This is a genomic window from Ottowia thiooxydans, assembly GCF_040548795.1.
GTDB lineage: Bacteria > Pseudomonadota > Gammaproteobacteria > Burkholderiales > Burkholderiaceae_C > Ottowia > Ottowia thiooxydans_A.
In genome coordinates, this window is record NZ_JBEPSH010000009.1 from 172,382 (window position 1) to 196,823 (window position 24,442).

General features: G+C 59.6%; 19 protein-coding genes. 12 read left to right on the plus strand and 7 right to left on the minus strand.

The features are described 5' to 3' along the window. Positions 1-36: 36 nt before the first annotated feature. Positions 37-1,863, plus strand: a complete 1,827-nt coding sequence (gene kefC / locus ABIE13_RS22055) for a glutathione-regulated potassium-efflux system protein KefC (RefSeq protein ID WP_354447449.1) — start codon at positions 37-39, stop codon at positions 1,861-1,863. Positions 1,864-1,907: 44 nt separating this feature from the next. Here the strand turns inward: kefC and ABIE13_RS22060 are convergent, their stop codons facing one another. Further along, on the minus strand, positions 1,908-2,663 hold the full coding sequence (locus tag ABIE13_RS22060) for a sulfite exporter TauE/SafE family protein (RefSeq protein WP_354447451.1): 756 nt from the start codon (positions 2,661-2,663) through the stop codon (positions 1,908-1,910). A 108-nt stretch (positions 2,664-2,771) separates the two neighbouring features. Here ABIE13_RS22060 and ABIE13_RS22065 point away from each other — a divergent pair, with 108 nt between their 5' ends. Further along, complete coding sequence (locus tag ABIE13_RS22065) at positions 2,772-3,422, plus strand: trimeric intracellular cation channel family protein (protein WP_354447453.1); 651 nt, start codon at positions 2,772-2,774, stop codon at positions 3,420-3,422. On the opposite strand, the gene ABIE13_RS22070 is transcribed toward ABIE13_RS22065, so the two are convergent. Together ABIE13_RS22070 and pcaF are read right to left on the minus strand one after the other, a co-directional pair. Continuing rightward, positions 3,306-4,538, minus strand: coding sequence for a glycosyltransferase (locus ABIE13_RS22070; protein WP_354447455.1), 1,233 nt, complete (start codon positions 4,536-4,538; stop codon positions 3,306-3,308). The genes ABIE13_RS22065 and ABIE13_RS22070 overlap by 117 nt on opposite strands. Before the next feature lie 86 nt (positions 4,539-4,624). Continuing rightward, positions 4,625-5,827, minus strand: a complete 1,203-nt coding sequence (gene pcaF, locus ABIE13_RS22075; protein WP_354447457.1) for a 3-oxoadipyl-CoA thiolase — start codon at positions 5,825-5,827, stop codon at positions 4,625-4,627. A gap of 178 nt (positions 5,828-6,005) precedes the next feature. On the opposite strand from pcaF, the gene ABIE13_RS22080 reads away from it, so the two are divergent. From ABIE13_RS22080 to ABIE13_RS22095, 4 genes are all read left to right on the plus strand, one after another. Continuing rightward, a complete protein-coding gene (locus ABIE13_RS22080) occupies positions 6,006-6,446 on the plus strand; it encodes a DUF1841 family protein (protein ID WP_354447459.1) in 441 nt (146 codons plus the stop codon). 136 nt (positions 6,447-6,582) lie between these two features. Beyond that, positions 6,583-7,347, plus strand: a complete 765-nt coding sequence (locus ABIE13_RS22085) for a class I SAM-dependent methyltransferase (RefSeq protein WP_354447461.1) — start codon at positions 6,583-6,585, stop codon at positions 7,345-7,347. Positions 7,348-7,407: 60 nt separating this feature from the next. Further along, the gene (locus ABIE13_RS22090; RefSeq protein WP_354447463.1) at positions 7,408-8,181 is read left to right on the plus strand and encodes an alpha/beta hydrolase-fold protein; all 774 of its coding nucleotides are present in this window, start codon (positions 7,408-7,410) and stop codon (positions 8,179-8,181) included. Between the two features lie 75 nt (positions 8,182-8,256). Next, entirely contained in the window at positions 8,257-8,781 is a 525-nt protein-coding gene (locus ABIE13_RS22095) for a DUF962 domain-containing protein (protein WP_354447465.1), read from the plus strand. Positions 8,782-8,820: 39 nt separating this feature from the next. On the opposite strand, the gene ABIE13_RS22100 is transcribed toward ABIE13_RS22095, so the two are convergent. Then, positions 8,821-9,285, minus strand: a complete 465-nt coding sequence (locus ABIE13_RS22100; protein ID WP_354447467.1) for a GNAT family N-acetyltransferase — start codon at positions 9,283-9,285, stop codon at positions 8,821-8,823. A 176-nt stretch (positions 9,286-9,461) separates the two neighbouring features. Between ABIE13_RS22100 and ABIE13_RS22105 the strand changes: the two genes are divergently transcribed. Next, entirely contained in the window at positions 9,462-10,901 is a 1,440-nt protein-coding gene (locus tag ABIE13_RS22105; protein WP_354447468.1) for an aldehyde dehydrogenase family protein, read from the plus strand. 84 nt (positions 10,902-10,985) lie between these two features. After that, positions 10,986-11,747 carry an SDR family oxidoreductase gene (locus tag ABIE13_RS22110; RefSeq protein ID WP_354447470.1) on the plus strand — a complete coding sequence of 254 codons (762 nt, stop codon included), beginning with the start codon at positions 10,986-10,988 and terminating at the stop codon, positions 11,745-11,747. A 30-nt stretch (positions 11,748-11,777) separates the two neighbouring features. On the opposite strand, the gene ABIE13_RS22115 is transcribed toward ABIE13_RS22110, so the two are convergent. Then, complete coding sequence (locus ABIE13_RS22115) at positions 11,778-12,284, minus strand: TlpA family protein disulfide reductase (protein ID WP_354447472.1); 507 nt, start codon at positions 12,282-12,284, stop codon at positions 11,778-11,780. Positions 12,285-12,385: 101 nt separating this feature from the next. Between ABIE13_RS22115 and moaA the strand changes: the two genes are divergently transcribed. Both moaA and moeA read left to right on the plus strand, forming a co-directional pair. Then, the gene (gene moaA / locus ABIE13_RS22120; protein WP_354447474.1) at positions 12,386-13,525 is read left to right on the plus strand and encodes a GTP 3',8-cyclase MoaA; all 1,140 of its coding nucleotides are present in this window, start codon (positions 12,386-12,388) and stop codon (positions 13,523-13,525) included. 66 nt (positions 13,526-13,591) lie between these two features. After that, complete coding sequence (gene moeA / locus ABIE13_RS22125) at positions 13,592-14,905, plus strand: molybdopterin molybdotransferase MoeA (RefSeq protein WP_354447476.1); 1,314 nt, start codon at positions 13,592-13,594, stop codon at positions 14,903-14,905. Between the two features lie 120 nt (positions 14,906-15,025). Here moeA and ABIE13_RS22130 read toward each other — a convergent pair whose 3' ends face one another. Beyond that, entirely contained in the window at positions 15,026-18,082 is a 3,057-nt protein-coding gene (locus ABIE13_RS22130; RefSeq protein ID WP_354447478.1) for a DUF349 domain-containing protein, read from the minus strand. A 203-nt stretch (positions 18,083-18,285) separates the two neighbouring features. On the opposite strand from ABIE13_RS22130, the gene ABIE13_RS22135 reads away from it, so the two are divergent. Further along, positions 18,286-19,065, plus strand: a complete 780-nt coding sequence (locus tag ABIE13_RS22135) for a hypothetical protein (protein WP_354447480.1) — start codon at positions 18,286-18,288, stop codon at positions 19,063-19,065. After that, complete coding sequence (locus ABIE13_RS22140) at positions 19,062-20,060, plus strand: GDP-L-fucose synthase family protein (protein WP_354447482.1); 999 nt, start codon at positions 19,062-19,064, stop codon at positions 20,058-20,060. The genes ABIE13_RS22135 and ABIE13_RS22140 overlap by 4 nt, the downstream gene beginning before the upstream one ends. A gap of 1 nt (position 20,061) precedes the next feature. Here the strand turns inward: ABIE13_RS22140 and ABIE13_RS22145 are convergent, their stop codons facing one another. Further along, on the minus strand, positions 20,062-24,351 hold the full coding sequence (locus ABIE13_RS22145) for a DUF748 domain-containing protein (RefSeq protein ID WP_354447484.1): 4,290 nt from the start codon (positions 24,349-24,351) through the stop codon (positions 20,062-20,064). Between the last annotated feature and the right edge of the window lie 91 nt (positions 24,352-24,442).

Consider the following 24,442-nt stretch of genomic DNA (forward strand, 5'->3'; position numbering starts at 1 on the left):
TTGCACACCCGCCTTGCTTTCCAGTATGTTAGCGGCATGCACAACCCTTCCAGCTGGATGTTCTTCAGCCTTGTTTTCCTGGGCGCTGCCGTCCTTGCTGTCCCGCTTTTTTCCCGTTTGGGAATGGGCTCCATCATGGGATATCTGGCTGCCGGGATTGTGATCGGGCCACATGCCCTGGCCCTGGTGAGTGATGTCCAGGACACGCTGCATTTCGCAGAGTTCGGTGTGGTGATGATGCTTTTCCTGGTCGGGCTGGAACTGGACCCGCGCCGGCTTTGGGCCTTGCGACGTCCCATTTTTGGTTGGGGATCGATTCAAGTGATCGGCTGTGCCGCCGTGATGACCGGCGCCGCTGTGGGGATATTTGGCATTTCCTGGCAAATCGGACTGGCCGCAGCGCTGGGCCTGGCGCTTTCTTCGACCGCCAGCGCGCTGCAGGTTATTCAGGAGCGCAACCTCATGCGCACCACCAGCGGAGAAGCCGGATTTTCAATCCTCTTGTTTCAGGACGTGGCAGCGATTCCCATCCTGGCTCTGTTACCGCTTCTGGGAAATAGCCCGACCCAAAGCGGAGATGGGTGGACACACGCCCTGCGTGCGATAGGCGCGGTGGTCGCCATCCTGGCGAGTGGGCGTCTGCTGCTCAATCCATTTTTGCACTGGATTGCCCGCAGCGGCAGGCAGGAAATTTTCACTGCAGCCTCCTTGTTGTTTGTGGTGGGCGTCTCAGCCTTCATGGAGGCTGTGGGCCTGTCGATGGCCCTGGGCGCTTTTCTTGCCGGCGTGGTGCTGGCTGACAGCGAGTACCGCCATGAACTGGAAACCGACATAGAACCCTTCAAGGGCCTGCTGCTCGGTTTGTTTTTCATGGCCGTAGGCATGAGCCTGGATCTCAATGTGCTTCTGGATTCCCCCCTCAAGGTACTTGGCATCCTCGCCGGCTTCATGCTCACGAAACTTGTAGTCGTCGCCGTTCTGGCACGGGTCATGCGCCTGCCACGGGAGGAACGCCCCGTCTTCACTCTGCTTCTGGCACAAGGGGGAGAGTTCGCGTTCGTGGTGTTTCAGACTGCCGTAGGGGCCCGTGTGTTCTCGGAGGCCACAGCCTCGTTGCTGACTGGCGCCGTGGTCCTTTCCATGCTGTTGACGCCTATCTTGCTTCTGCTGGCCGACCGCTGGGTGGTGCCACGCCTTGCACGATCCGGGATGCCGTTGGACGAGACAGAAGCCCCGGAGGCCGCGCCAGTCATCATTGCCGGGTTCGGACGATACGGACAAATCGTGGGCAGGACGCTCCTGGCCAATGGAATGAAGGTGACCGTGCTTGATCATGACGCCGAGCTGATCCAGCAAACCCGCCGATTTGACTACCGGGTGTTCTATGGTGACGCCACGCGCCTGGACCTGCTGCGGACCGCTGGTGCCGCGCAAGCCAAGGTACTCGTAGTCGCCGTCGATGATCCTGAGCAAGCCTTGAAGATCATCGAACTGGCACGCGAGCAATTTCCACAATTGCAAATCGTCGCGCGCGCTCGTGACGTCACACAGTGGCACGAAATCAAGGAGCGAGGCGTGACTTACGTTCAACGTGAGGTGTTCGAGAGCAGCCTGCTGTCTGCCAAGGACGTGATGCACGCGCTGGGAATGGACGATGACGAAGCCGCAGATCGTGTGCACAGCTTTAGAGAGCACAACCTTGACCTGCTTGAACTCGCCCATCCGATCTACCGGGATGAAGAAGCTGTGCTGGCTCTCGCCCGGCGTGGCAGGCGGGAGTTGCAGGATCAAATGGCTGCTGACCGGGCAGCCCGGGTCGAAAACGCAGCCAGGGAAAAGTTGGAACCTAGCTCTGGTTCATAGCATCTGGCGGATTAAGACACGGTGTGATCAAAAATCTGGGGGTATCACAAAAACATGTCCCACACCAGCTTCACGCCAGTCAGAAACATGCCGACGTAGATCAACCGGTAAAAAAGCCTTGGATCGATACGCCGGGCGATGCGAATTCCGATCCAGACCCCCAGCGGCGCCAGCGGCAGAAGGGCCAATGAAGTAAGCATGTTGCGCAAATCCAGCAAACCAAGCCAGGCATACGGAACCCACTTCGACAGATTGACCACAAAAAACAGATAAGCCATAGTCCCTGTGAAAACCACCGGCTTAAGCCCCAGTGGGATGACGTAGGCGTTGAGTGGAGGCCCACCCGCGTGGGCGACAAAACTCGTGAAACCAGAGATGGTGGTCAGCATCACCCCGACCCACCGTGCAGGTGGCTCGCCCCCGGCTTTTGGTTTGAACAACAGGCGTTGCGCCAGAAAAAGAAGCGTGAACACCCCGACCAGGCCAGCGACCCACCTGGCGTCGAGAAGTTTGAACGAGAGCGTGCCGATCACGGTACCGACTAAAGCCCATGGCAGGAGAAACTTCAGAAGCGCTTTGTCAAAGTCCCGACGAAATGCAGCAAGCCCCAGGAGGTCCATGAGCAAGAGAACCGGCATCAAAATCGCAGCCGCCTGAGGCACGCTGACCACCAGAGCCATCAGTGGCACGGCCAACGACCCAAAGCCCGCACCGAAACCACTCTTGCCTATACCCAGCAACAACACTGCGGGGACCGCTGCAGCATAGAACTGCCAGTCCGTGATCAATGGGAGGCTCAAGGAAAAACTCTCCCAGGGCGTGGATTAAGGGTTTTGTGCACAGCGCGCAACTGTACGCATATTTGGTTTTGTACACAGTGACCAAACCTGTAGGCACAATACCGGCTCATGAACCTGCCCGATCCAACGCAGCTCGCCTGGAGCTCTCACCTGAATACTGCGTTGGAGCTGGCGGCGACGCTGGCATTTGCGCTTTCGGGTGTGATAGAAGCCGGGCGCAAGCGGCTGGATGCGGTAGGCGTCTGCGTTGTGGCCTTCGCTGCTGCATTTGGCGGCGGAACACTGAGAGACCTGCTGCTTGATCAACGGCCATTTTTCTGGGTGCGCCACATTGAGTTCCTGTGGGCCACAATGGCGTTGTGCGTGCTAGCCATGTTTTTCATGCGCCAGCGCCACCTGAAACTCACCGAACGAGCCATCTTATGGCCAGATGCCATTGGCTTGGGGCTGTTTACGGCCGTTGGCGTGGACCTGAGTGTGAGCCTCCAGCAGCCCGCGTTGATAGCCGTACTGATGGGTGTGACCACCAGTTGCTTTGGCGGCGTGCTGCGCGATGTGCTGTGCAATGAGATCCCGAAGGCCTTGAGCGACCACCGCCCCTATGCCCTTTGGGCGTTCGTAGGCGGCTGGCTGCATTTGTTGCTATTGGATGTGGGTAGCCCCGCCTGGCTTGCCCTCAGCACCACTGTGGCGGTCACCGCCGGACTGCGCATGTTGTCGGTGCACCATGGCTGGCAATTGCCGGTTTGGCGGAGTTGATCGATTGGCGGGACTACGTTGTCCTTGCAACTCATCCACCAGTCGGTTCAGCCCGTGGCTCTCTGCCTCGATGCCTTTAATCGTTGCGGCAAGAGAAGCAATGTATTTGCCCACATCGACAAAGCGCGGATCTCTTCCCGAAACATTATTTCGCGTCTCTATGCTTGCACGCCCTATAGCCTCGCGATAGACGCTTTCGTAACGATCTGCGGCATGTCGAAGATCGACCTTCTCGCGGATCCAATCGGTCACTTGTCGAACACCTGCTGCGTCGTATTTTCTGATCTCCCTGCAGAGAAAATCCGCATTCAAGCGCTCCTTGCGCAGAGAGCTGGAACCAAAGCGCCCAAACATGGCCGACATGTTTTCCGGCCGGACCATCTCCGCCACACCGGACTCGTCACAGATGATGACCGCGCTACCCACGGCCATGGCCTCGATTGCGCACCGGCCTACCGAAAAGACAATGTCGTAGTTCGGCAGCACTTCCTGCGGATTATTGATGGGGTTTCCGCTTCGCAGTCCAAATAAATCCAGCCTTTTCATGCCAGCCAGATTACAGGCTTCAGCAACCGACCGCACCAGTGTGCTGTTCTTGCCGATACCGTTACCGAATATGGCTGCATTAACGGGAACTTTGTTTATGCTCTTCCTGACCTCAAATTTTTCAAGGTCTACAAAATTTGGAATAATGGATATATCTTCCCGTTTGACAGCACAGCTATTTGAAATATGCTCGCGAGTCAACTCACCAACAGCCACATATTTTTTTATATTTGAGAATACTGGCGGGGTCTCCACCCAGGGGAACCACCCGTGGCATACATAAACGGCAGGCGTGTCATGAAAATAGGCCATGGCAGCCATGGCCTCCAGATGATGCTGGCCATGAATGATGTCCGGGGCATTCCCTATGGCATCCAGATTGGACACCACGGGTATGCACGCCTGCTTGAGCTCTTTCTCGATTTGTCCCAGTTTCGTGCTGAACGCTATAGGAAAATGGCCTCGGCGGCGAAACTCTTTCGCCAAATCCAGAATAACCATTTCCGACCCACCTCTAATATCCAGCGTATTATTGGTGAAAAGAATATTCAAACGTTTCTCAGCACTCACATCTTTCCCTAGCAAAACTTACTCCAACTTCTTAGCAGCGACGAAGAAAAGAGACTCCGCGCGGCATGGACCGCGCGGAAACTAATTCACACCTTCTCGAGAATCACTGCGATGCCCTGGCCCACTCCGATACACATGGTGCACAGAGCGTAGCGCCCACCTTGCGAGTGCAGGCGGTTCACGGCGGTCGTAGCCAGGCGTGCACCAGAGGCGCCCAGCGGATGCCCCAGGGCGATCGCGCCGCCCCAGGCGTTGACGCGCTCGTCCTCATCTTTCAGACCCAACATACGCAGCACTGCAAGACCCTGCGCGGCAAAAGCTTCGTTGAGTTCGATCACGTCGATCTGGTCCATCGTCAGACCAGTCAGCGCCAGGACTTTCTCGGTCGCAGGAGCAGGACCAATACCCATCACGCGTGGAGCCACACCTGCAGTTGCCATACCCACCACGCGAGCCTTGGGTGTCAGTCCATACTTGGCCGCACTGGACTCGTCCGCCAGCAGCAAGGCGCAGGCACCGTCATTGACACCACTGGCGTTGCCGGCAGTCACAGTACCGTCAGGGCGAACCACACCTTTGAGCGCCGCCAACTTCTCGAGACTGGTCTCGCGAGGATGCTCATCCTTGTCGACGATCAGCGGATCGCCTTTCTTCTGAGCGATGCTCACGGGCGTGATTTCCCGCGCCAGATGGCCGGCCTTTTGGGCTGCCACGGCGCGCAGCTGGCTGTTCATGGCCATCTTGTCCTGGGCTTCGCGCTCGATTTTGTAATCGGTCGCCACGTTTTCGGCCGTCTCAGGCATGGAATCCACACCGTATTGCGCCTTCATCAATTTGTTGACAAAGCGCCAGCCGATGGTCGTGTCGTAGACCGCATTGGCCCGGCTGAAGGCGGTTTCTGCCTTGGGCATGACAAAGGGAGCGCGGCTCATGCTTTCCACACCACCCGCGATCATCATCAGCGCCTCTCCGGCCTTGATGGCGCGTGCTGCAGTGCCCACCGCATCCAGGCCAGAACCGCACAGGCGGTTGATGGTGGCGCCAGGCACTTCGATTGGCAGGCCGGCAAGCAGGCTGCTCATGTGAGCCACGTTGCGGTTGTCTTCGCCCGCCTGATTCGCGCAGCCATAGATCACATCCTGCACCGCTTGCCAATCCACATTGGGGTTGCGCGCCATCAGTGCCTTCAGGGGAATAGCGCCGAGATCGTCTGTGCGGACACTGCTAAGAGAGCCGCCATAGCGACCAAAAGGGGTACGGATAGCGTCACAGATGAAGGCTTGTTTCACGGAAAAATTCTCCTCTTTGGAACAATTGACTAGGAATTCTCCTTAAAACTCGTCGCCGATACGGGCCGCTATGACCTGGCGCCGCGAGGGGTTTTGAAGGGAGTTCCTACGGGCTCAACCGACGATGTTATGCGATTGTGCGTTTGTCCGTCGGCGCCACGTGCTACGCTTGCCGCCCATGTTCAATCCCAGCCAAGCCGACGTTCGCCGTTTTTTTTGCGGCGCCTGGGCCAAATCAAGGTCCGGCCAACCCATGGAAGCCATCGAAACGCTGGCTTCAGGGTGGATGGCCGAACACCCAGAATGGCACCCCGATTTCGCTGATGCCGAGGCCGCTGTAGCACGCAACTACGGCGACGGAGCCGTTGGCGGCAACCCTTTTTTGCACCTGTCCATGCATCTGGCCATCAGTGAGCAGTGCAGCATTGACCAGCCACGAGGCATTCGGCAAGCAGTCGAGCTGCTTGCGGCCAAACGAGGCAGTCTGCATGAAGCCCACCATGAAGTCATGGAATGCCTGGGCCAAATGCTGGCCGACGCTCAAAGCCGTCGTCAGGCGCCCGACGGCGATGCCTACGTGGCAAGTGTGCAGCGCCGCGCCACCCAGTCACCCAAATAGACACGGCCATGGCAAGATAGGGCGCTTGGAAAGTGCTTACGATCTATCCGGGGTCGGGAATAGATCGTAAACACCTTCTTGGAGTCATGCGCGTGCGTGCTTCAGTCGACCAAAAACACAACCGGTAAACCCTTTCATGAGCGCCTCAAAAGAATCTGCGGAGCCAGTGCGCGCGCCGCATCAGCCTATCGAAGGCTATTACCGTACCGAGGAAGAACGCGCAGGCTTTCTGCGCGAGATTTTCGACAGTACTGCGTCTGACTATGACCGAGTGGAGCGCACACTTGCCCTGGGTAGCGGTCCCTGGTATCGGCGCCGGGCACTTGAACGGGCCGGCCTTGCGCCAGGCATGCGGGTGGTGGACGTGGGCTTTGGAACGGGGCTGGTGGCTACACAGGCCATCAGCATCATCGGCAGCCCCGATTTACTGACGGGCGTAGATCCGAGCCCCGCCATGATGGGTGCCAGTCCACTGGCTTCCAAGGTCAAGCTGGTCGAAGGCAAGGCGGAAAGGATCCCGCTGCCAGATGCCAGCGCTGATTTCATCAGCATGGGTTATGCACTTCGCCATATCAGCGACCTGAGCGCTGCGTTCAGCGAGTTTCATCGCGTGCTCAAGCCAGGCGGCCGACTGTGCGTACTGGAAATCACCAAACCCGAAAGCGGGCTGGGAACGGTCCTCTTGAAGGGCTACATGCGCGGTTGGGTACCCCTTGTGGCCAAGCTGCGAGGGGCTGGCGCTCACACTCCGCGCATATGGCGCTATTACTGGGACAGCATTGAAGCCTGTGCCCCGCCCGCGCGCATCATGGAAACCATGAACGCTGCCGGACTGGAAGATGTCAACCGGTACGTGGAACTAGGTATTTTCTCCGAATACCGCGCTCGCAAACCGCTCTAAAGCCTGTGGCCTGAGACTGCACGTGCGGTTCATCGGTTCATCATTCAACTGAACAGCGACATGAACGACGGGGACGCTATGGCCCTGCCCACCAGTCGGCGCGGCTTCACCGCCGTGCTGGCGCTGGCACCCTGGATTTCTTCATGCGCGCTGCTGCCACGTCCCCTTAAAACACCCATGGATAGCCAGATGGAGCGTGCAGACCCCGCACGCCGTTCCGATACGCTGATTGTTCTGCTCCCGGGCGCCTATGACACGCCCCAGGACTTCGTGGACCAAGGGTTTGTCAAAGCCCTGCGCGAGCGGAAACTGCCCGTCGACCTGCAACTTGTAGACGCCCACACGGGCTACTACACGGCTCAGCAAATCGTGCATCGCCTGCATGATGAAGTCGTGGCGCCGGCTCGCGCCCAGGGCTACAAACGCATATGGATGGCGGGTATTTCATTGGGCGGCTATGGATCGCTGCTGTTTGCCCGCGAGCACTCGGAATTGATTGACGGCGTGTTTGTCATGGCCCCCTTTCTGGGAAGACGAGACTTGCCGGCGGCGATCCACGACGCCGGAGGCCTGGGCTCCTGGAGTGGAGAGATGCCGAATGCCGACGCGCACGATCTCGCGCTCTGGCGATGGCTGCGTGCGCATGCCGGCTCCGCTGGCCCACGTGTTCCACTTTACCTTGGCTATGGCGACAGCGACCGATTCGCTTTCAGCCATAAGCTTCTGGCAGCTGCTTTGCCGCCCCAAGAGGTGTTCGTCACGCCGGGCGGTCATCAATGGGCACCCTGGCTGGTCCTTTGGCAGCGCTTTCTTGATCTGCGCCCCTGGGAATGACCGATTGAATCCAGGCCAGTTCCGCTTTAGGATGTGTGCACGCGATCTGCACCCATTCAGGAAAGAAGGCCTTGCATGAAAACCTTGGTCGATCAACTGGCTAACTACGCTGCCTACCACCGGGAAAAGCGCAACATTGCCACGCATTTTGTGGGAATCCCCATGATCGTGCTGGCCGTTCAGGTCTTGCTCGCGCGCCCGGCGTGGATGCTGGGGCCCGTTCCACTCACACCGGCCCTCTTGCTTAGCGTGCTGGTGGCTCTCTACTACCTTAAGCTAGACCGACCCCTCGGTTGGCTGATGGCTGGATGGCTATTGGTGGGCCTGCTGGTGGCCGACGCGGCAGCCGGCCAGTCCACCGCCACCTGGCTCTGGATAGGCATAGGCTTGTTTCTCGTGGGCTGGGTCATTCAATTTGTCGGCCATATCTTCGAAGGACGCAAACCCGCCTTTGTGGACGACATCATGGGCTTGCTGATCGGGCCCCTGTTCGTCGCGGCTGAACTGCTTTTTCTGATGGGGTTGCGCCGCGAGCTGCAAGACGAAATCGAAAAGCGGGCAGGTCCTGCGCGCATCGGAGCAGTCACCGCTGTGCACTGAACTTCCGGCCTGCCCTGCTCCGTAGCACGCTGCGCCCGTCTACAGGCTGAGAGCCAGGAACTTGGTTCCCACGACAGGGTTGTAGCTGACCGCTTGCGCCGGCACAAACCCCAATGACTCATAGAGCTGCTGGGCGGCCGCAAACTCGGGCAATACGTCCAGGGACATTTTCGTGTAGCCCGCGGACCTGGCTTCATGAATCATTTTCTCCACCAAATGGCGGCCAATGTGCTGGCCTCTGGCCACAGGGCGGACGTACACCCGCTTGAGTTCACAGTGAGCCCTGTCGACTGCGCGCAGCGCCGCACAACCCACCACCACGCCTTGCTGCCAGGCAAGCATGATGCGCCCTTGAGGTTGCGCATACTTGCCCGGAAGCTGTGCAAACTCGGCCTCGTAATCCTGAAAATCGAGGCTGACCGTCGGGCTCGCCACATACTCGCGAAAGATGCCAATAACCTCGTGAAGGTCAGAAGGGAAACGCGCGGGAAGAATGTCGGTCACGGGGATCACTTTTTTTCAGCGGCTTTCTAGCCGGAGACGCCCCATTATCGGTCGACCAACAGCAGTGGCAAGGGCACCACCAAGGGCAGGCAATGCCCTGCCTTGAAGCCATTCCAATATCCCGATCTTGGTACAACAACACACAACCATCGCACAACCATCGCACAATGGAGGGTATGCAGCTCAACTTCATCCACAACAGCTCCATTGCCTCACTTTCGGGCCAGACCCTGCAGGTGACAGACCCTTCTGACGGCCAGACCTTTGATGAAATTCAGCGCAGCGACGAGCGCGACGTCGACGCCGCAGTTCGGGCTGCTCGCCAGTGCTTTGCCGGCCCCTGGAGCGATCTTTCGGCCGCCGCCAGAGGTCGACTTCTCATGGCTCTGTCGAACAAGGTTCTCGAACATGCGGATGAATTGGCCGCGCTGGAACAACGAGACTGCGGTAAACCCACCACGCAGGCCCGCGCAGACGCCGCAGCGCTGGCCCGCTACTTTGAGTTCTATGCGGGCGCCTGCGACAAACTGCATGGGGAAACACTCCCCTATCAGGCGGGCTACAGTGTCTTCACCTGGCGGGAACCCCACGGAGTCACGGGTCACATCATCCCCTGGAACTACCCCATGCAGATCTTCGGCCGAAGCGTGGGTGGTGCGCTTGCTGCGGGCAATTGCTGTGTCGTCAAGCCATCGGAAGATGCTTGCCTGAGCGTCATCAGGGTGGCTCAATTGGCGGCGGAAGTGGGCTTTCCCGCTGGCGCCATCAATATCGTGACCGGATACGGGCACGAGGTGGGCGACGCATTGGCACGCCATCCCGGAATCGACCACATCAGCTTCACAGGAAGCCCCAGCGTGGGCACCCTGATCCAGCAAGCTGCGGCGGAGCGGCACTGCCCGGTCACGCTGGAGCTCGGTGGAAAAAGCCCTCAGATCATCTTCGCGGACGCTGATCTCAATGCTGCCCTTCCTGTCGTGATCAACGCCATTGTTCAAAACGCCGGTCAGACCTGCTCGGCGGGTTCTCGCGTGCTGATTGAGCAGGCCATCTATGAAAAAATGCTTGGCCGCCTGTGCCAGGCCTTTGAAGCGCTTCGCGTAGGTCCGGCAGCGATGGACCTGGACGTCGGTCCGCTGATCCGTCAGTCGCAACAACAACGTGTATGGGATTTCCTGAGCGACGCACAGGCAGCCGGAATCCCACTGGTCGCTCAGGGCACCATCGACGAACATGCGCCAGAAGCCGGCTTTTACCAGGCGCCTGTGCTGCTGGCCGATGTTCCAGTCCACCACAGGCTTGCGCAGGAAGAAGTATTCGGCCCCGTGCTTTCAGCCATGTCGTTCACCGACGAGGATCACGCAGTAGAGTTGGCCAATGCCACCCGCTTCGGGCTGGTTGCCGGCATCTGGACTGCAGACGGCGCGCGCCAGTTCCGCATGGCCCGCCGGGTCCGCAGCGGGCAGGTGTTCATCAACAACTACGGCGCGGGGGGCGGCGTGGAGTTGCCTTTTGGCGGCGTCAAATCGTCTGGATACGGGCGAGAGAAGGGGTTCGAAGCGCTGCACGGCTTCACGACCCTCAAAACCGTGGCCGTCAAGCACGGCCCTGTCTGAGAAAGCCATGGCGGACGTGGTCCGATAAAAAGCCTGTATTTTCGTTATCCTGCGTCTATCCAGACAACACTCAAGGCCAAGATCGTGCGCGTTTCAGGAAAATCAATCATCGTCACGGGTGCAGGTGGCGGCATCGGTGAGGGCATTGCGCGAAGGCTGGCAGAGGAAGGCGCCCGCGTGATCGTCAATGACGTCAATCCCGACTCAGGCGAACAGGTCGCCAACAGCATTCGCGCGGCGGGTGGACAGGCCGCTTTCGTCGCCGCCGATGTCACCCAGGGAATGCAGATGCAGGCCCTGGTTGAGACCGCGATCGCTCAGTACGGCAAGCTGGACGCCATGGTCAATAACGCGGGCTGGACACATCGCAATCGTCCCATGCTGGAAGTCAGCGAAGCTGAGTTCGACAAGGTCTATGCGGTGAACATGAAGAGCATCTACTGGAGCGCCATCCATGCGGTTCCGGCCTTGAAAAAAGCAGGTGGCGGAAGCATCATCAATATCGCCAGCACCGCTGGCATCAGGCCACGCCCAGGGCTTACCTGGTACAACGGCAGCAAGGCTGCGGTCATAGTCACATCCAAATCCATGGCTGCCGAACTGGGTCCTGACAACATTCGAGTCAATTGCATCAACCCAGTGTTCAACCCCGACACTGGTCTGTCAGCCGAATTTGCTGGTGGCACGCTGGATGAAGCGCGGCGGCAAAAATTCTTGTCCACCATACCCCTTGGCCGATTTTCCACCGCACTTGATGTGGCCAATGCAGCGCTCTACCTCTTGAGTGATGAAGCTGCCTTCATCAGCGGCGCCTGCATCGAGGTGGATGGCGCGCGCTGCGTTTAGCGTTTAGCGTTTAGCGTTGAGCCCCTAGCCTCAAATCCACCGCGCCAACTGCTCCACATCTTCAGGAAACAGCTGTCCTTTTTCGGTCTGCGCTACACGCCCATCCTTGCCGATCACAATGGTCACGGGCAGGCCATCGGGCTTGGGATAGAGACGAGCTACTTCAGGGCTCATCCAGGCAGACGGAAACGTATAAGCTTTTTTCTTCAGGTAAGACACGGCCTCTTCAGGCTTTTTGTCGATAGACAGGCCAAGCATCTGCAAGCCTCGAGCGCGTTGAGAGTCCCAGAGCTTTTGCATCTCGGGGCTCTGAAGCGCACAAAAAGGGCACCAACTGGCCCACCAGTACACCACCAACACCTTTCCCTGCGCCTGTGCGGGCTCAAAGCGGCCGCCGTCCAACAGCGGCACCGCACCCAGGCGGAAAACCGATCCATCTGCCGGCATCGGCGGCGCGGTTGGTTTTTGCCCTTGCACCGCGAGCGACGGTGCAGCAAGGCACGCTCCCTGGACAAATCGACGACGAGAAAGGGACATGGCAGGTTTCAAGGTGGACAATCAGAGCAATGTTACCTCCCGGGAACTGGATGTCCTAGCTTCTGACGCGCAAATGCACACTGGGAGATAATTAAGCTCATATGGCTGAACGCGTGATCCCTCTGATCGACCAGCGCAGCCGGCCCCTTGTTGTGCCGCGCGCGGCACAGCCGTTTCCGGCGCCCGGGCAATTGGTCGATTCGCGAGGCCGCCCGCTGCGTGATCTGCGGATCAGCGTGACGGACCGCTGCAACTTCCGCTGCAGTTACTGCATGCCCAAAGAGGTGTTCGACAAGGACTACCAGTACCTGCCACACGCCAGCCTCCTGACTTTCGAAGAGATTACGCGTCTGGCGCGGTTGTTTGTGGGACATGGCGTGGGCAAACTCCGTCTGACAGGCGGTGAGCCTCTTTTGCGCAAAGGCCTGGAAACGCTGATCGAGCAGTTGTCCGCATTGCAGACCCTGAACGGTGATCCGCTCGACATCACACTCACCACCAACGGCACCTTGCTTGGGAGAAAAGCGAAGGCTCTGAAAGCGGCCGGGCTGAAGAGAGTCACCGTCAGCCTGGACGCGTTAGACGACAACGTATTTCGCCGCATGAACGATGTCGATTTCCCAGTGGCCGATGTGCTTGCGGGCATCGAGGCCGCCAGCGCTGCAGGACTGGAGCAGATCAAGGTGAACATGGTGGTCAAGCGCGGCACCAATGACCATCAGATCCTGCCCATGGCGCGACATTTTCGGGGTACAGGTATTACGCTGCGCTTTATTGAGTACATGGACGTCGGCGCTACCAACGGTTGGCGCATGGATGAGGTGCTGCCCTCCGCGGAGGTCATCAGCAGGCTTCAACCAGAGTTTGCGCTGATGCCATTGGAGCCCACCGCCCGCGGTGAAACTGCCGAACGCTGGGGTTATGTAGGCCAAGACGGCAAGCACGATGCGGCCTTGGGAGAAATCGGCGTGATCAGCAGTGTCACACATGCATTTTGTGGCGATTGCAATCGCGCCCGGCTTTCGACAGAGGGAAGTATCTACTTATGCCTGTTCGCCAGCCAGGGCTACGATCTGCGCTCCATGCTGCGCGGAGGGGCCAGCGACGAACACATCAGAGAGGCCATTGCCGCCATCTGGCAGGGCCGAGCCGATCGCTACAGCGAGCTGCGCGCCAGCCTGCCTGACCATTCGGGCCCCAGAACAGCCCGGCGAGTGGAGATGAGCTACATCGGCGGTTAGGTTTTCAGACGACTGAGATCGGTCAGCCGTTTGCTGCAAGCGCTGGAGCAGAAGTTTTAAATCCATATGAAAAGCATTGCGCAAATCGCAGCCAGGCTGCAGGGTTACGACCCTCAATCGCTGACCACCGAGCGTGTGAGCGCATTCTTGAACGAGTTGGTGGCACCGGTCACCGAAACTGAGCAGGTCGCCTTGTTTGACGCTCTGGGGCGTGTGCTGGCCGAAGACATCGTCTCCCCCGTGAGTGTTCCCCCGCATGACAACTCCGCCATGGATGGGTTCGCTTTCAATGGTGCGCAGTTGCAGCCTGACTTGCCTCTGCGGCTCCAGGTAGTGGGCACGGCCTTCGCAGGAAAAGCGTGGCAAGGCACAGTAGGCATTGGCAAGTGCGTCAAGATCATGACGGGTGCCGTCATGCCTGCAGGGCTGGATACTGTTGTACCGCTGGAATTCGCACGGGTCCAAGGCGACGCCGTCAGTATTCCTGCGAACGTCCTCAAGTGCGGTGACAACCGGCGACATCTGGGTGAAGACCTCATGGCCGGGCATACGGCGCTTGCCCAGGGTGAACGCCTGGGGCCTGCCGCCCTCGGCCTGTTGGCCAGCCTGGGCCTTGGCCAAGTTCAGGTTTATCGGCGCATCCGGGTCGCCTACTTCTCCACCGGCGACGAGATTCTCTCTGCGGGAGAGGCTCCTCGCGAAGGCGCTGTGTACGACAGCAACCGATACACGGTCATTGGCATGCTCAAGCAGTTGGGCTGCGAGGTGGTCGACCTTGGCGTTGTCCGTGATGAGCCTGCACTGCTGGAAAAAGCTCTGCTGCAAGCAACCGCCCGCGCCGATGCCGTCATCACCAGTGGCGGCGTGAGTGCTGGCGAAGCCGATCACACACGAACACTGATGCAAAAACTCGGTGACATGGCCTTTTGGCGCGTTGCCATGAGGCCCGGTCGCCCCATGGCCGTCGGACATATTTCGGCCCCGGCTGCTGGTGCGCAAAGCAGCGATGGGGTCATAGCGCCCACGTCCAGTGCCCTGCTGTTTGGCCTTCCAGGCAATCCAGTGGCCGTCATGGTCACCTTCATCGCCTTCGTTCGCCCGGCCTTGCTGCGCATGATGGGAGCCTCCCCCAAGCCCCAGATCATGCTGAGGGCAGTCAGTGAAAGCCCGATTCAAAAAAAACCAGGCCGCACCGAGTATCAGCGCTGCATCGTGACGCCGCGCGCAGATGGCCAACCCACTGTACGGATCACCGGCAATCAAGGCTCGGGCGTGCTCTCATCCATGGTGCAAGCCAACGGCTTGCTCGTACTCGAGCATGAACAGGGTCCTGTGGCAGCAGGCGACGAAGTGAATGTACTGATGTTGGACGATCTCTGACCATCCCGTTTCAGAACCTCCCCCGTCTGTCAGCTCAGCCTCAGAAAGCAAAAATCCCGGCCATGTACCGGGATTTTTGCTTTCCGAGCATGGGGTACGTGTGGACCCCATGTTTCCTGCTTACTTGCGCATCAACACCTTCAACGCGTTCTGCAAGCGCCGCGCTGCGGCTTCATCATGCGGCGCGGCCAGCACCTTGCCTGCGTCGGCAGCCCAGGTCTCGGACGGGCCCGGCTCATTGCGGCGCGTCAGAAGCTGAAGCTGCAGAGCCCGGCGGGCATCCAATTGCTCAGCTGGCGTAGGCACCTCGGCAGCCATTTCCAGGCGGAGCAAAGGCTCGGCAGCGTTGCCTTGCGGAGCAGCCTGCAGTGCCTGGGCCCACGCACTGCGTGTGCCGCCACTGACGCTACGGCCGAGTTCCTGCGAACTAGGCAATTGATCGGCCTGGCGGGCAGACCAGGCAGACAGCAGTTGAGTCAGGGTCTCACCGTGCGCTTGTGCAGCAAGCTTGCGCAGCTGAGCCTGTGCGTGTTCCATGGCGTCGCGCTGGGCACGGAAAGCTGCATCCCCCAGGCGTGGCCCACGCTCGGGGCGGTCGTTGAACCGGCCGCCTCGATCACCGAACCCACCGGGACCGCCGGGACCCCGCGCGTCTCTGCCGAAGCCACCTTTGGCGGCGCCGTCGCGGCGATCACCTGGACGGCCTTCACGGCGATCACCAAACTTGCCGCCGCGAGCAGGTGCCGCTGGCTCGATTTTCCGAGCACCGGGACGGTCGTCCCCGCGCATGGCAACCAGGGGCTTGGCAGGTTTCGGCGGCGCCACCGGAGCAGGCGCAGGTGCATCTGCGGACTCGGGCGCAGCATCCTCTGCCGGTGCATCACCAGTTGGTGCGTCAGAGCCAGAGACCGCTTCAGCTGCAGCAGCGGGTGACGTGGATGGAGCGGGTGCGGCGGCAGCCACAGCTTCCCCACGTGTGGCCGCTTCCAGCTGGGCAAGAGCCGCGCGGATGCGCTGGCCATCACCGCTGGCATTGGCTGCCTCCAAAGCTTTGGCTGCGTCGAGCACAGCGCGATCATGGGCACTCATGGCCGCATTGGCTTGCTCGCGTTGCTGAGTCTTGCGGTTGAACGCCTCATCAATGGGTTTGCGGAAGGCATCCCAGAGCTTTTGCTCAAATCGGCGATCCAGCGGCACAGTTTGCGCCTCAGCTTGCCAGCGCTGCTGCAGAGACTTCACGGCATCAACACGCAGCATAGGCGCGGAACCCAATGCCTCGGCTTCAGCGATCATGGCCTGACGGCGCTCGGTGCTGAGCTTCTGGGCGTTCTCGATGGGAGCCGCAGCCGTGTGGATGGCTTCTTTCCACTGGGGTTGCAGTTCGGCAAATGCCTTCTCGGCCAGATGGCCGGCGTTGCGCCAACGCTCAGAGAACTGATGCAATTGACGATTGATGGATTTCCAATCAGCACCCTCGCCTGCGCCCACGTTCTTCGCGCCCCACGCCTTGACTTCCTCAATCAGGGCCAGGCGTTCAGCCTTGTGCGCTGCCGCTTCCGCGCGTACGGTGGTCAGCCATTGCTCCACGAACTTGTGGGCTTCGCTGCAAGCTCGGTCAAAACGCTTCCACAGACCGTGGTTAGGCGCGCCACCTTGATCGGTAGCCTTCCATTCCTCACGCAGTTTGCGAATGGTTTCCTGCAGTTTGCGCCCACCCATGGCAGGCACCACTTCATAAGCTTCGGCGGCGGCTGCGGCTTTCTCAGTGGCCTTGTCCAGCGGCTTATCAGTCGCTGCTTCGGCGCTTTCTGTGGCGGCTTCCAGAGCGGAGGCCTCACCGGACACTGAGCTTTCTGCTGCGTTTTCTGTGGGGGTCGACTCCACTTCAGTCGACGCAGCGTCTGCTGGAGCGGCAGGTTCGGCCTGTGCAACCACAGCGGCTTCAGTGGCTGCTTGATCGGCAGCTTCAGCAGTCTGTTCAGTCGCCGAGCCGGATTCAGCCTGAGCCTCCGCGGCCACAGGCCGAGGACCCTTGAGCTTGCGCTTGACCAAAAGAGCCTCAGCTTTGGCCACCAGTTGCTCACGCACCTTGTCAGCACTCCAGCGCTGCCAGCCTTCAAGCTCGCCAGCGGAAACCAGCGCACTATGTACACGGGCCTCCAGCGCGTCATCGATCAGTCGGCCATGAGCCTTCAATGACTGACGCAATGCGGCGGTCGCGCTGTGCGTATTTTTGGTGTTGCCGCTGCTCACAGCCTGCTCGAGCAGCATGACGCCCGCTTCAACCGCTTTGGACGCGGCCGCGCGTTGCTCGGGCGCAACGGCGGGCTTAGGTTGACGCTCTGGTTTGTCGCTGGCGGCAGGCGGGGCAGATTCACCACGCTCCGCGCGCAGTTCGTCCGCCCATACTGGCACTGCTGGCAGTGCAGCGCTTTTGTCCTCTGATGCCACGACGGCCTGGGCCAGCACAGCGCTGAAGGCTTCCCAGACAGCGTTCAACTGGCTTTGCGCAGACTCCAATTGGGGTGGAAAACGTGCGTCGACGCTGAGCCACTGGGCGTCTTCAGGCAGCGCCTGCGCTTCACCAAGCCAGCGCGCCACATCTGATTCAATTCCCGGCTGCGCCGATTGGGCATCACGCCAAGGCTTCGTAGAGAGCAGTTCAATGCGCTGAGCCAGCAGCATGGCGGCTTCACGCTGAACCATCACGCGCTGCTGAAGATCTTCCACGGTCTTGATCCGCTCGACCAGCTCAGTGCGCAGCCTGGACAAGGGCTCCCTGGATAGAGGTGCCCCCGCTTTGGCTGCATCACGCTGCCACGCCAGCGCATCAGCAATATTCAAGCGCGAAGCTTTCAAAAGGGTTTCGGCCTTGCTGGCCCATTCCGCCGCTACGGCTTCCTGACCCTTGGCGCGCCGCAGGTCATCGAGCTTCTCACGCAGTGCCTTGGCAGCGCCTTTATCCTTGCCGGACAGCTCTTTGAATACCTCCTGCATCTGGTCAGCAGAAGGTTCTGTGGTCAGCCACTCGCGAACACGCTGAGCGCGCTCACCTGAAGTGGCGGCCGAGAACACGCCTCCGGTGAGTGCGTCCAACGGATGCGCCTCAGGCGCTGGCTTGGGGGCAGCCTGCGGTTCTTCTGGCTGGTCTTTGTGATCGCGAGAAAAGGGAAACATAAGTCTAAAAAAAAGAGGAGCCGAAGCGGCTCGAACACGCTATTTTCGCCGGATTGGGCGAACCCGGGACAAAACCCTCAAACTGGCGATCCGCATCCAGCAGTTTGGCCCCGGTTTTTGAGTGGAGGTGAAGAGCTTAAAGGCGCCAGCAAGGGAGTCATTTGGCTGTCCACATCTGATAATAGGCTTAACTGGATCGAATTGTGAGCACCATCAACATCTGCGTCGGACATCGTACCTTTCCGGAAAATTTCGCAAGATACGTGGATTTGATGCTCTCTCCAGTGCCATTGAACACTCGGGCAAGATCCGTTCACGTACCTGACAACACCTTCGGGCCCTACGGCGACACCTTGTCAGAGTATGCCCAGCTCTTCTGGTTGCTGGACCACCTTGATGACATATTAGCCGGACATCGGTTTCTGCGGGTCTTCCATTATCGCCGTTTCATCGCTCCAAAAAAACCTGCCCAGGCGGCACCTGCCATTAATCAGCCATGGGCCATGGTCATCCAGGCGCACGAGCTGGACCAGTATGAATCAGCCTTTGATCGCTCCGAAGAGACTGAGTTGACCAATACGCAAATAAGCCTGGATCAGGGAATTCTTGGACAATATGCTCAGGTCCATGTGCTCGAAGACATAGTGAACTTCGGCCATTTTCTGGCCCAGGCCAAGGTGATTCCTGATCAACAGGTGGTGGGGTTCCTGAACATGACAGCATTCGTTCCATCGAGCAGCATCGCAACCTATGGCAAGGAGAACTTCCGAGCTATCTTCTCAGTCCTGCGCCGCGCGGCCACTTTTACGGAGAGTCCGTACTATCAGCGTCGCGAAGGTTACCAGCGCAGGGCCATGGGCTTCCTGCTCGAAAGACTGAACAGCTACCTATTGCTGCTGCTCATGGCTCAAGGCAGGCTCGGTGCAACTCAGGGACAGAATATGGTCATTTCAGATGAATTAAGCATCTCGACGACTTCATGACTGCCCACACCACCATTTCTGCCGGTAAACCCTCCAGCATTTATGTCGCGGGTCATCAAGGCATGGTGGGCTCCGCCATCGTGCGCCAACTGCTGGCTGCAGGCTATCCCGCGGAGTGCATCGTCACCCGCACCAGAGCAAAACTTGATCTGACGGATCAGGCTGCCGTCCGTGCCTTCCTGGAAAGGGAGCGCCCCAGTCAGGTATATCTGGCCGCGGCCAAGGTAGGAGGCATTCATGCCAACGACACGCTACCCGCAGAGTTCTTGTTTCAGAACTTGATGATAGGGGCCAATGTCGTCCACGGGTCATTTCTCGCAGGAGTCAAGAAATTGCTGCTTCTGGGCAGCAGTTGCATCTACCCTCGGCTAGCAAACCAACCTATGGCCGAAGAAGCGCTTCTGACGGGCTCGCTGGAACCCACCAATGAGTCGTACGCCATCGCCAAGATTGCCGGCATCAAACTCTGTGAGAGTTACAACCGGCAGTATGGAGACAGCCACCGCATCGACTACCGATGCCTCATGCCCACCAACCTGTATGGTCCGGGCGACAACTACCATCCCGAGAATTCGCATGTCGTACCAGCGCTGATCCGGCGTTTTCACGAAGCCAAGCGCAGTGGCGCGCCTGCAGTCGAACTATGGGGCACCGGTACACCCAGGCGCGAATTCCTCTATGTGGACGATCTTGCAGCCGCTTGCGTGCACGTCATGAACCTCGATCCGCAGGTATATAGACAGCACACACAGCCGAGGTTGCGTCATTTGAATGCGGGATTTGGCAAAGACATCAGCATCCTGGACCTCGCCAAGCAAGTGGCGCACACCGTGGGCTTTCAAGGCCGCATAGAGCTAAACCCCGAGCGACCAGACGGCACTCCCCGCAAGCTCCTCGACAGCACGCGCTTACAAAGCCTGGGGTGGGAGCCCCGCATGGGCCTGGCAGAAGGACTTCGGCTGACCTACGAAGACTTTCAGCGACGCGTAAATTGACTTACTTCGCGCTCAAATTCAACTCGGCGTGAGGAGCCCACTTGGCTGCCGCGCCTTGTGCACCCGCCTCACTCGCTGCAGGTGTCGCCCCCTCAGTAGCGGCCCCTCCGGTTCGCGCTGCCCCCAGAAACAGGCGGTCCGTTGGCAACTTCTTGCTGGCTAAATAGTCCTTCACGGCCACGCCGCGCTGCACCGCGAGCTGACGCATGGCGTCTTCACCCACATCTATGTGGGCCAGCAAGAGTGCTTCCATCTCAGCCACGGAGACGTCCTTGGCAAAACCCAGCGCGTTGCGTGGCTTGTTCGGCAAATCTGCACGTCGGTACACCCGCTTGAGCAGCACTGGGTAGTCTGATTCACCCACCGCGCGCTCAGCCGCCGACGCCGCGCTTGCGGCAGGCAACGCCTTCTCGGTGGCCGAAGGTGCTGAACCCCCTTGCGCTCCTTGGCCAACCGTACCCCCGCCGCCTTCACTGCGTTTTTCCGCTGCGACCAGGGCCTTCAAACGTTCACGTCGCCAGGCATCGCTCTCAACAGACAAGCTGGCCGTGCCAACCACGGTGAGTTTCAGAGCTGGACGATCGTTGAGCGCTTTGGCAACTTTGTCCAGCCTCGCACGCGTCTCAGCGTTCAAAGCGGCGCTTCCTTGCGCAAAAGGAACCTGTGCCAGATCATCCCCGCCGGCACCTCCGCCTAGCGCACGGGCCAAAAGCGTAAACGGCGCGGTAATGGCCCTACCGATGAGGTTCACCACCGCCTTGAAAATAATAGGACCGAGGCTGAACTGCGGATCGTTCAAGGACCCGCTGATCGGAAGATCGAGGTCGATCACGCCATTGCTATCGGCCAGCAGCGCGGTGGCCAGCTTGACTGGCAGGCTGGCGGGCGCCCCAGGCACCGGTTCGCCGAATTGGAGTTGATTCAACACCAACCTATTGGTAGCCGTCAGGCGGCCGTCGGGCTGCACGGCGTAAGAAACATCGACGCTGAGCTTGCCTCGCTCAATGCCGTGCCCGGCGTACTTCACAGAATAGGGAGTCAGTGGCGGTAGTTCAAGATCGCTCACCTTACCTTTGATATCCAATGCCAGCGGTTTAGCCAACGGGTTGAGCTTGCCGGTGACCTCGAGCGCCGCACTTCCTTCGGCGCGGCCCACAATTTTCAAATCGGCCATTTGCGGCGCCCCGGCGGGTGCGATGGAAGAAAACGCGCTCAGGCTGCCATTCAACTCAGTCAAATCGGCCGAGTAGTTCGGGCGGATGAAGCGGTCTGAGAACAGCACCTTGCCGTTGACCAGCTCCACAGGTCCAAAAAGAATGACCGGGGCATTCGGATCAGTCGCAGCGGCGGCTGAGGTGGCCGACGATGCGGCCGGTGAGGCTGATGCGCCCCCACCTGCAGAAAACTCTCCCGATGCGGGCATCCCATTGACAGGCGAACCGGCACCCGATCTGGTCGACGTAGCAGAGGCGGGAGCATCACTTGCTCCCGATTTCAGCAGATCCTGCAGGTTGATTCGGCCATTCGGATCAATGATGAGCCGCGCGTAAAAATCCGACAGCAGCGTATTCTTGACTTCGACCCGCGGCGCTTTCCCAGGCTCCAGCGCCACATCGAGCCCGGCAAGCCTCAGAAGCTTCCAGCTGAGTAACTCCTCGCCCAAAACATTGGTCCTGCTCGAGCCCGTGCTGGTTCGAACCGCAGACGGCGCCACCAACGCCTGCGAAGCAGTCATCTCGCCCGCAGGTCGACCTGATTCAGCCCCCCTGCTTGATGGTGGGGGTGCGGTGAGCGCAGGCGCACTGCCGCTTGCGGAACGGGCCGTCGCCGTGGCGTCCGCCGGAGCCGCACCAGCATCCAGTGTCGAATTAGGTCGGCTATGGGTTCTCAGCTCTTCCAGCAGAGCGTCGCCATTGAGCTTCAGACGAGGGCCCTGTGCTGTATCGCTGTAAGCCACCTGCCCCTTGAAACTGGCATCGGCCCGCAATATGTCCAGGTTGATGGCGTCATCAAAGTAGGGCTCGAAAGCGTGTACGGGCAAGCGCTGCGCATCTACCGCTCCGTTGGCCGCTATCGGTGTCAAACCCACGGTGCCTCGCCAGGAAATGGAACCGGGCTCAGCCCGGCCCGCGCCCAATTGCGTCGACAAGGTCACGGGCATGGGTTTTCCAGAATCAAGGCTAAGCTGGCGTGCCTCCAGTTTGAGGCGGGTCAGTTCGGCTCTCACAGGACGCGTCGTGGCCGCGTCACGCCAACCCACAGTGCCTCCGCTCAGTGAAAACTCATCGATGGCGAACTTCCAGGGCGCGCCAGGTGGCGGGTTTCCAGATGCCTTTGCCTTGCCGGTTGTCGCAGGAGCAGCTGATGACTCGGTTGTCTGGCGCAGCCATGACTCGAACATCCAGCGCTTGTCAGACCCACGCTCCACATCCATGCTGGGTTCGCCAATGGAAAGCTTGCCGACTCTTGCCACCCGGGTGCGCAGATCCACTTCGGCGTCCACCACTTCAATCTGACGCACGGAAGCGAGTGAGTCGCGCCTTGCGTTGGTTCGCGAGGTTCTTGGCCGCTCATTTTTTGGAGCGCTGGCCCTGGCCGAATTTGATTCCGTCAGACTCAAGTTATTGAGCGCCACGCGCTCGGCTTTCAGCTTGAGGTTGGCCGGCAGGTCTGCAGCCATGGGCGCTGCCCAATGCAAGGCTAACTGCGCGTCCAGGCTACCCGTCAACCGAGGATGGATGATTTGCGCCAGGTAAGGGGCAGCCAATGCGACTGGCACGTGCTCGATTCTCGTCGACACATCGGCCACGCGATCGGTCGCAGTACCTTCGAACGCCAAGGTAGGCGCCCCTCGAGCCACCTCCGCCGCCGGAGACTTTGACTGTCGACCGCCTACCGCAGTTCTGGCTTGCGCAAGCAAAGGCGTCAGGCCTTCGGCGCCAACCAATGCGGCAGAGCCCCTGAAGGAGAGCGGCTTGGCAAATGGATAGCCTACAGACTCTACCGCCAGCTCAAACTTGTCGAATTGCAGCGTGGCCGCCGATGAGGCCCCTTCAGCCGTGGTCTCATCCGTGAAAGCCGCCGTACCACCGTGCACGGCCAGTTTGTCAATGGACACCTGCCATCCCGGAGCAGCCCTACCCTGTGGGTCTTTTGGCGCCGCTGCCACGGTGACGACTTCCCCCTTGGCAATTGTCTTCGATCCGGTTTCTTCGCTCGTAGACACCAACAGGTTGATCTGGCCCTGCTTGTCACGGTGCACCACCACGCGTGGTCCGTTCAGCTCAACCGACGCCAGGTGCACCCGCTGCTCCAGAGGCCGGACGTCGGCCAGTTCAACTTTCAGCGCATCGAAGGTCAGCGCATCAGCACCTTTTGTGTCAACAGACTTCAGTCCACTGACTTGAAAGTTCCCACCCAGGCGCAGGGACGGCTTGGGAGTCTGCTCGAATCCCAAAGTCAGTTCAGCATCCACCATGGCTGCTTTGAGCCGCAACGGCACGGGAAGGCTTGACGGGATGTAGCCGAGATAAGGAGACAGATCCAGCTTGGCCAGCCTGAACACCGCATCAGTCTGCCGTGAATCGGTAAAAGGCAAGGTTTGTGCAGTTGAATCGAATCGGCTGCCGTTGGCCACAAATGCCAGATGCGGCAGCACCTTGATCTCACGCTGCGATGGCAAGTTGCTGATGAAAGGCAAGACGAGTTGCAGATCCCGCACTTCGTGCTTCTGCCCAACCGCTCGATCGTCGAAATCGAGCGTGCCGCCTTTCAGGTCGATGTTGTAGAACGCAAAGCGTGCTGGCTTGCCATCGTCCTCTTTCTTGGGCTGCGCAGCCAGGCGTGCAAGGATGTCGTCAAAATCGTAACGGCCTTCTCCCTGATGGGCCACACGCAACACAGGCTCTTCGATCTGGATCGCATCGACCACAGGCGCCAGGCGCCAAAGAGATTCCAGTTCGCCATCCGCATACACCCGCTTGACGGTCAACTGCTGGGTCTTGCCATCCGCGCTGGCCAAAGCCAGATCCCGCAAGGTCAATTCCAGGCTCCAGGGCTTGAAATCTATAGAGCCAATACTGACCTTGCGGCCCAGTTGCTCACTCGCAATCTTCTCGCCTTGCCATTTAGCCAGTGGCGGCAGGGCCAGCCAAGCCAGTATCCAGAGAGTCAAAAGCGTGCCCAGCAGGTAGACCGCCCGGCGAGCCCATCGGTTCGCGAGAAATCTTTTTACTGGAGGCTGGGGTTTGGGGTGAGCGCCGTTTTCTTCCATCAGGAGCGGATTGTCCATGCATCCAGGCCCCAGTCGAATGAAAAAAACCTATACCAAGTGCAACTTTAGGCAAAATCTAAATCAGAAGGCCCGGCGACCCGACCTGAAG

Bases quoted from the DNA above. Each gene is read 5' to 3' on its own strand.
- ABIE13_RS22130 (WP_354447478.1), bottom strand. From the start codon at position 18,082: ATGTTTCCCTTTTCTCGCGATCACAAAGACCAGCCAGAAGAACCGCAG.
- ABIE13_RS22095 (WP_354447465.1), top strand. From the start codon at position 8,257: ATGAAAACCTTGGTCGATCAACTGGCTAACTACGCTGCCTACCACCGG.
- moeA (WP_354447476.1), top strand. From the start codon at position 13,592: ATGAAAAGCATTGCGCAAATCGCAGCCAGGCTGCAGGGTTACGACCCT.
- ABIE13_RS22080 (WP_354447459.1), top strand. From the start codon at position 6,006: ATGTTCAATCCCAGCCAAGCCGACGTTCGCCGTTTTTTTTGCGGCGCC.
- kefC (WP_354447449.1), top strand. From the start codon at position 37: ATGCACAACCCTTCCAGCTGGATGTTCTTCAGCCTTGTTTTCCTGGGC.
- ABIE13_RS22115 (WP_354447472.1), bottom strand. From the start codon at position 12,284: ATGTCCCTTTCTCGTCGTCGATTTGTCCAGGGAGCGTGCCTTGCTGCA.
- ABIE13_RS22105 (WP_354447468.1), top strand. From the start codon at position 9,462: ATGCAGCTCAACTTCATCCACAACAGCTCCATTGCCTCACTTTCGGGC.
- moaA (WP_354447474.1), top strand. From the start codon at position 12,386: ATGGCTGAACGCGTGATCCCTCTGATCGACCAGCGCAGCCGGCCCCTT.
- ABIE13_RS22145 (WP_354447484.1), bottom strand. From the start codon at position 24,351: ATGGACAATCCGCTCCTGATGGAAGAAAACGGCGCTCACCCCAAACCC.
- ABIE13_RS22140 (WP_354447482.1), top strand. From the start codon at position 19,062: ATGACTGCCCACACCACCATTTCTGCCGGTAAACCCTCCAGCATTTAT.
- ABIE13_RS22065 (WP_354447453.1), top strand. From the start codon at position 2,772: ATGAACCTGCCCGATCCAACGCAGCTCGCCTGGAGCTCTCACCTGAAT.
- ABIE13_RS22085 (WP_354447461.1), top strand. From the start codon at position 6,583: ATGAGCGCCTCAAAAGAATCTGCGGAGCCAGTGCGCGCGCCGCATCAG.
- ABIE13_RS22090 (WP_354447463.1), top strand. From the start codon at position 7,408: ATGAACGACGGGGACGCTATGGCCCTGCCCACCAGTCGGCGCGGCTTC.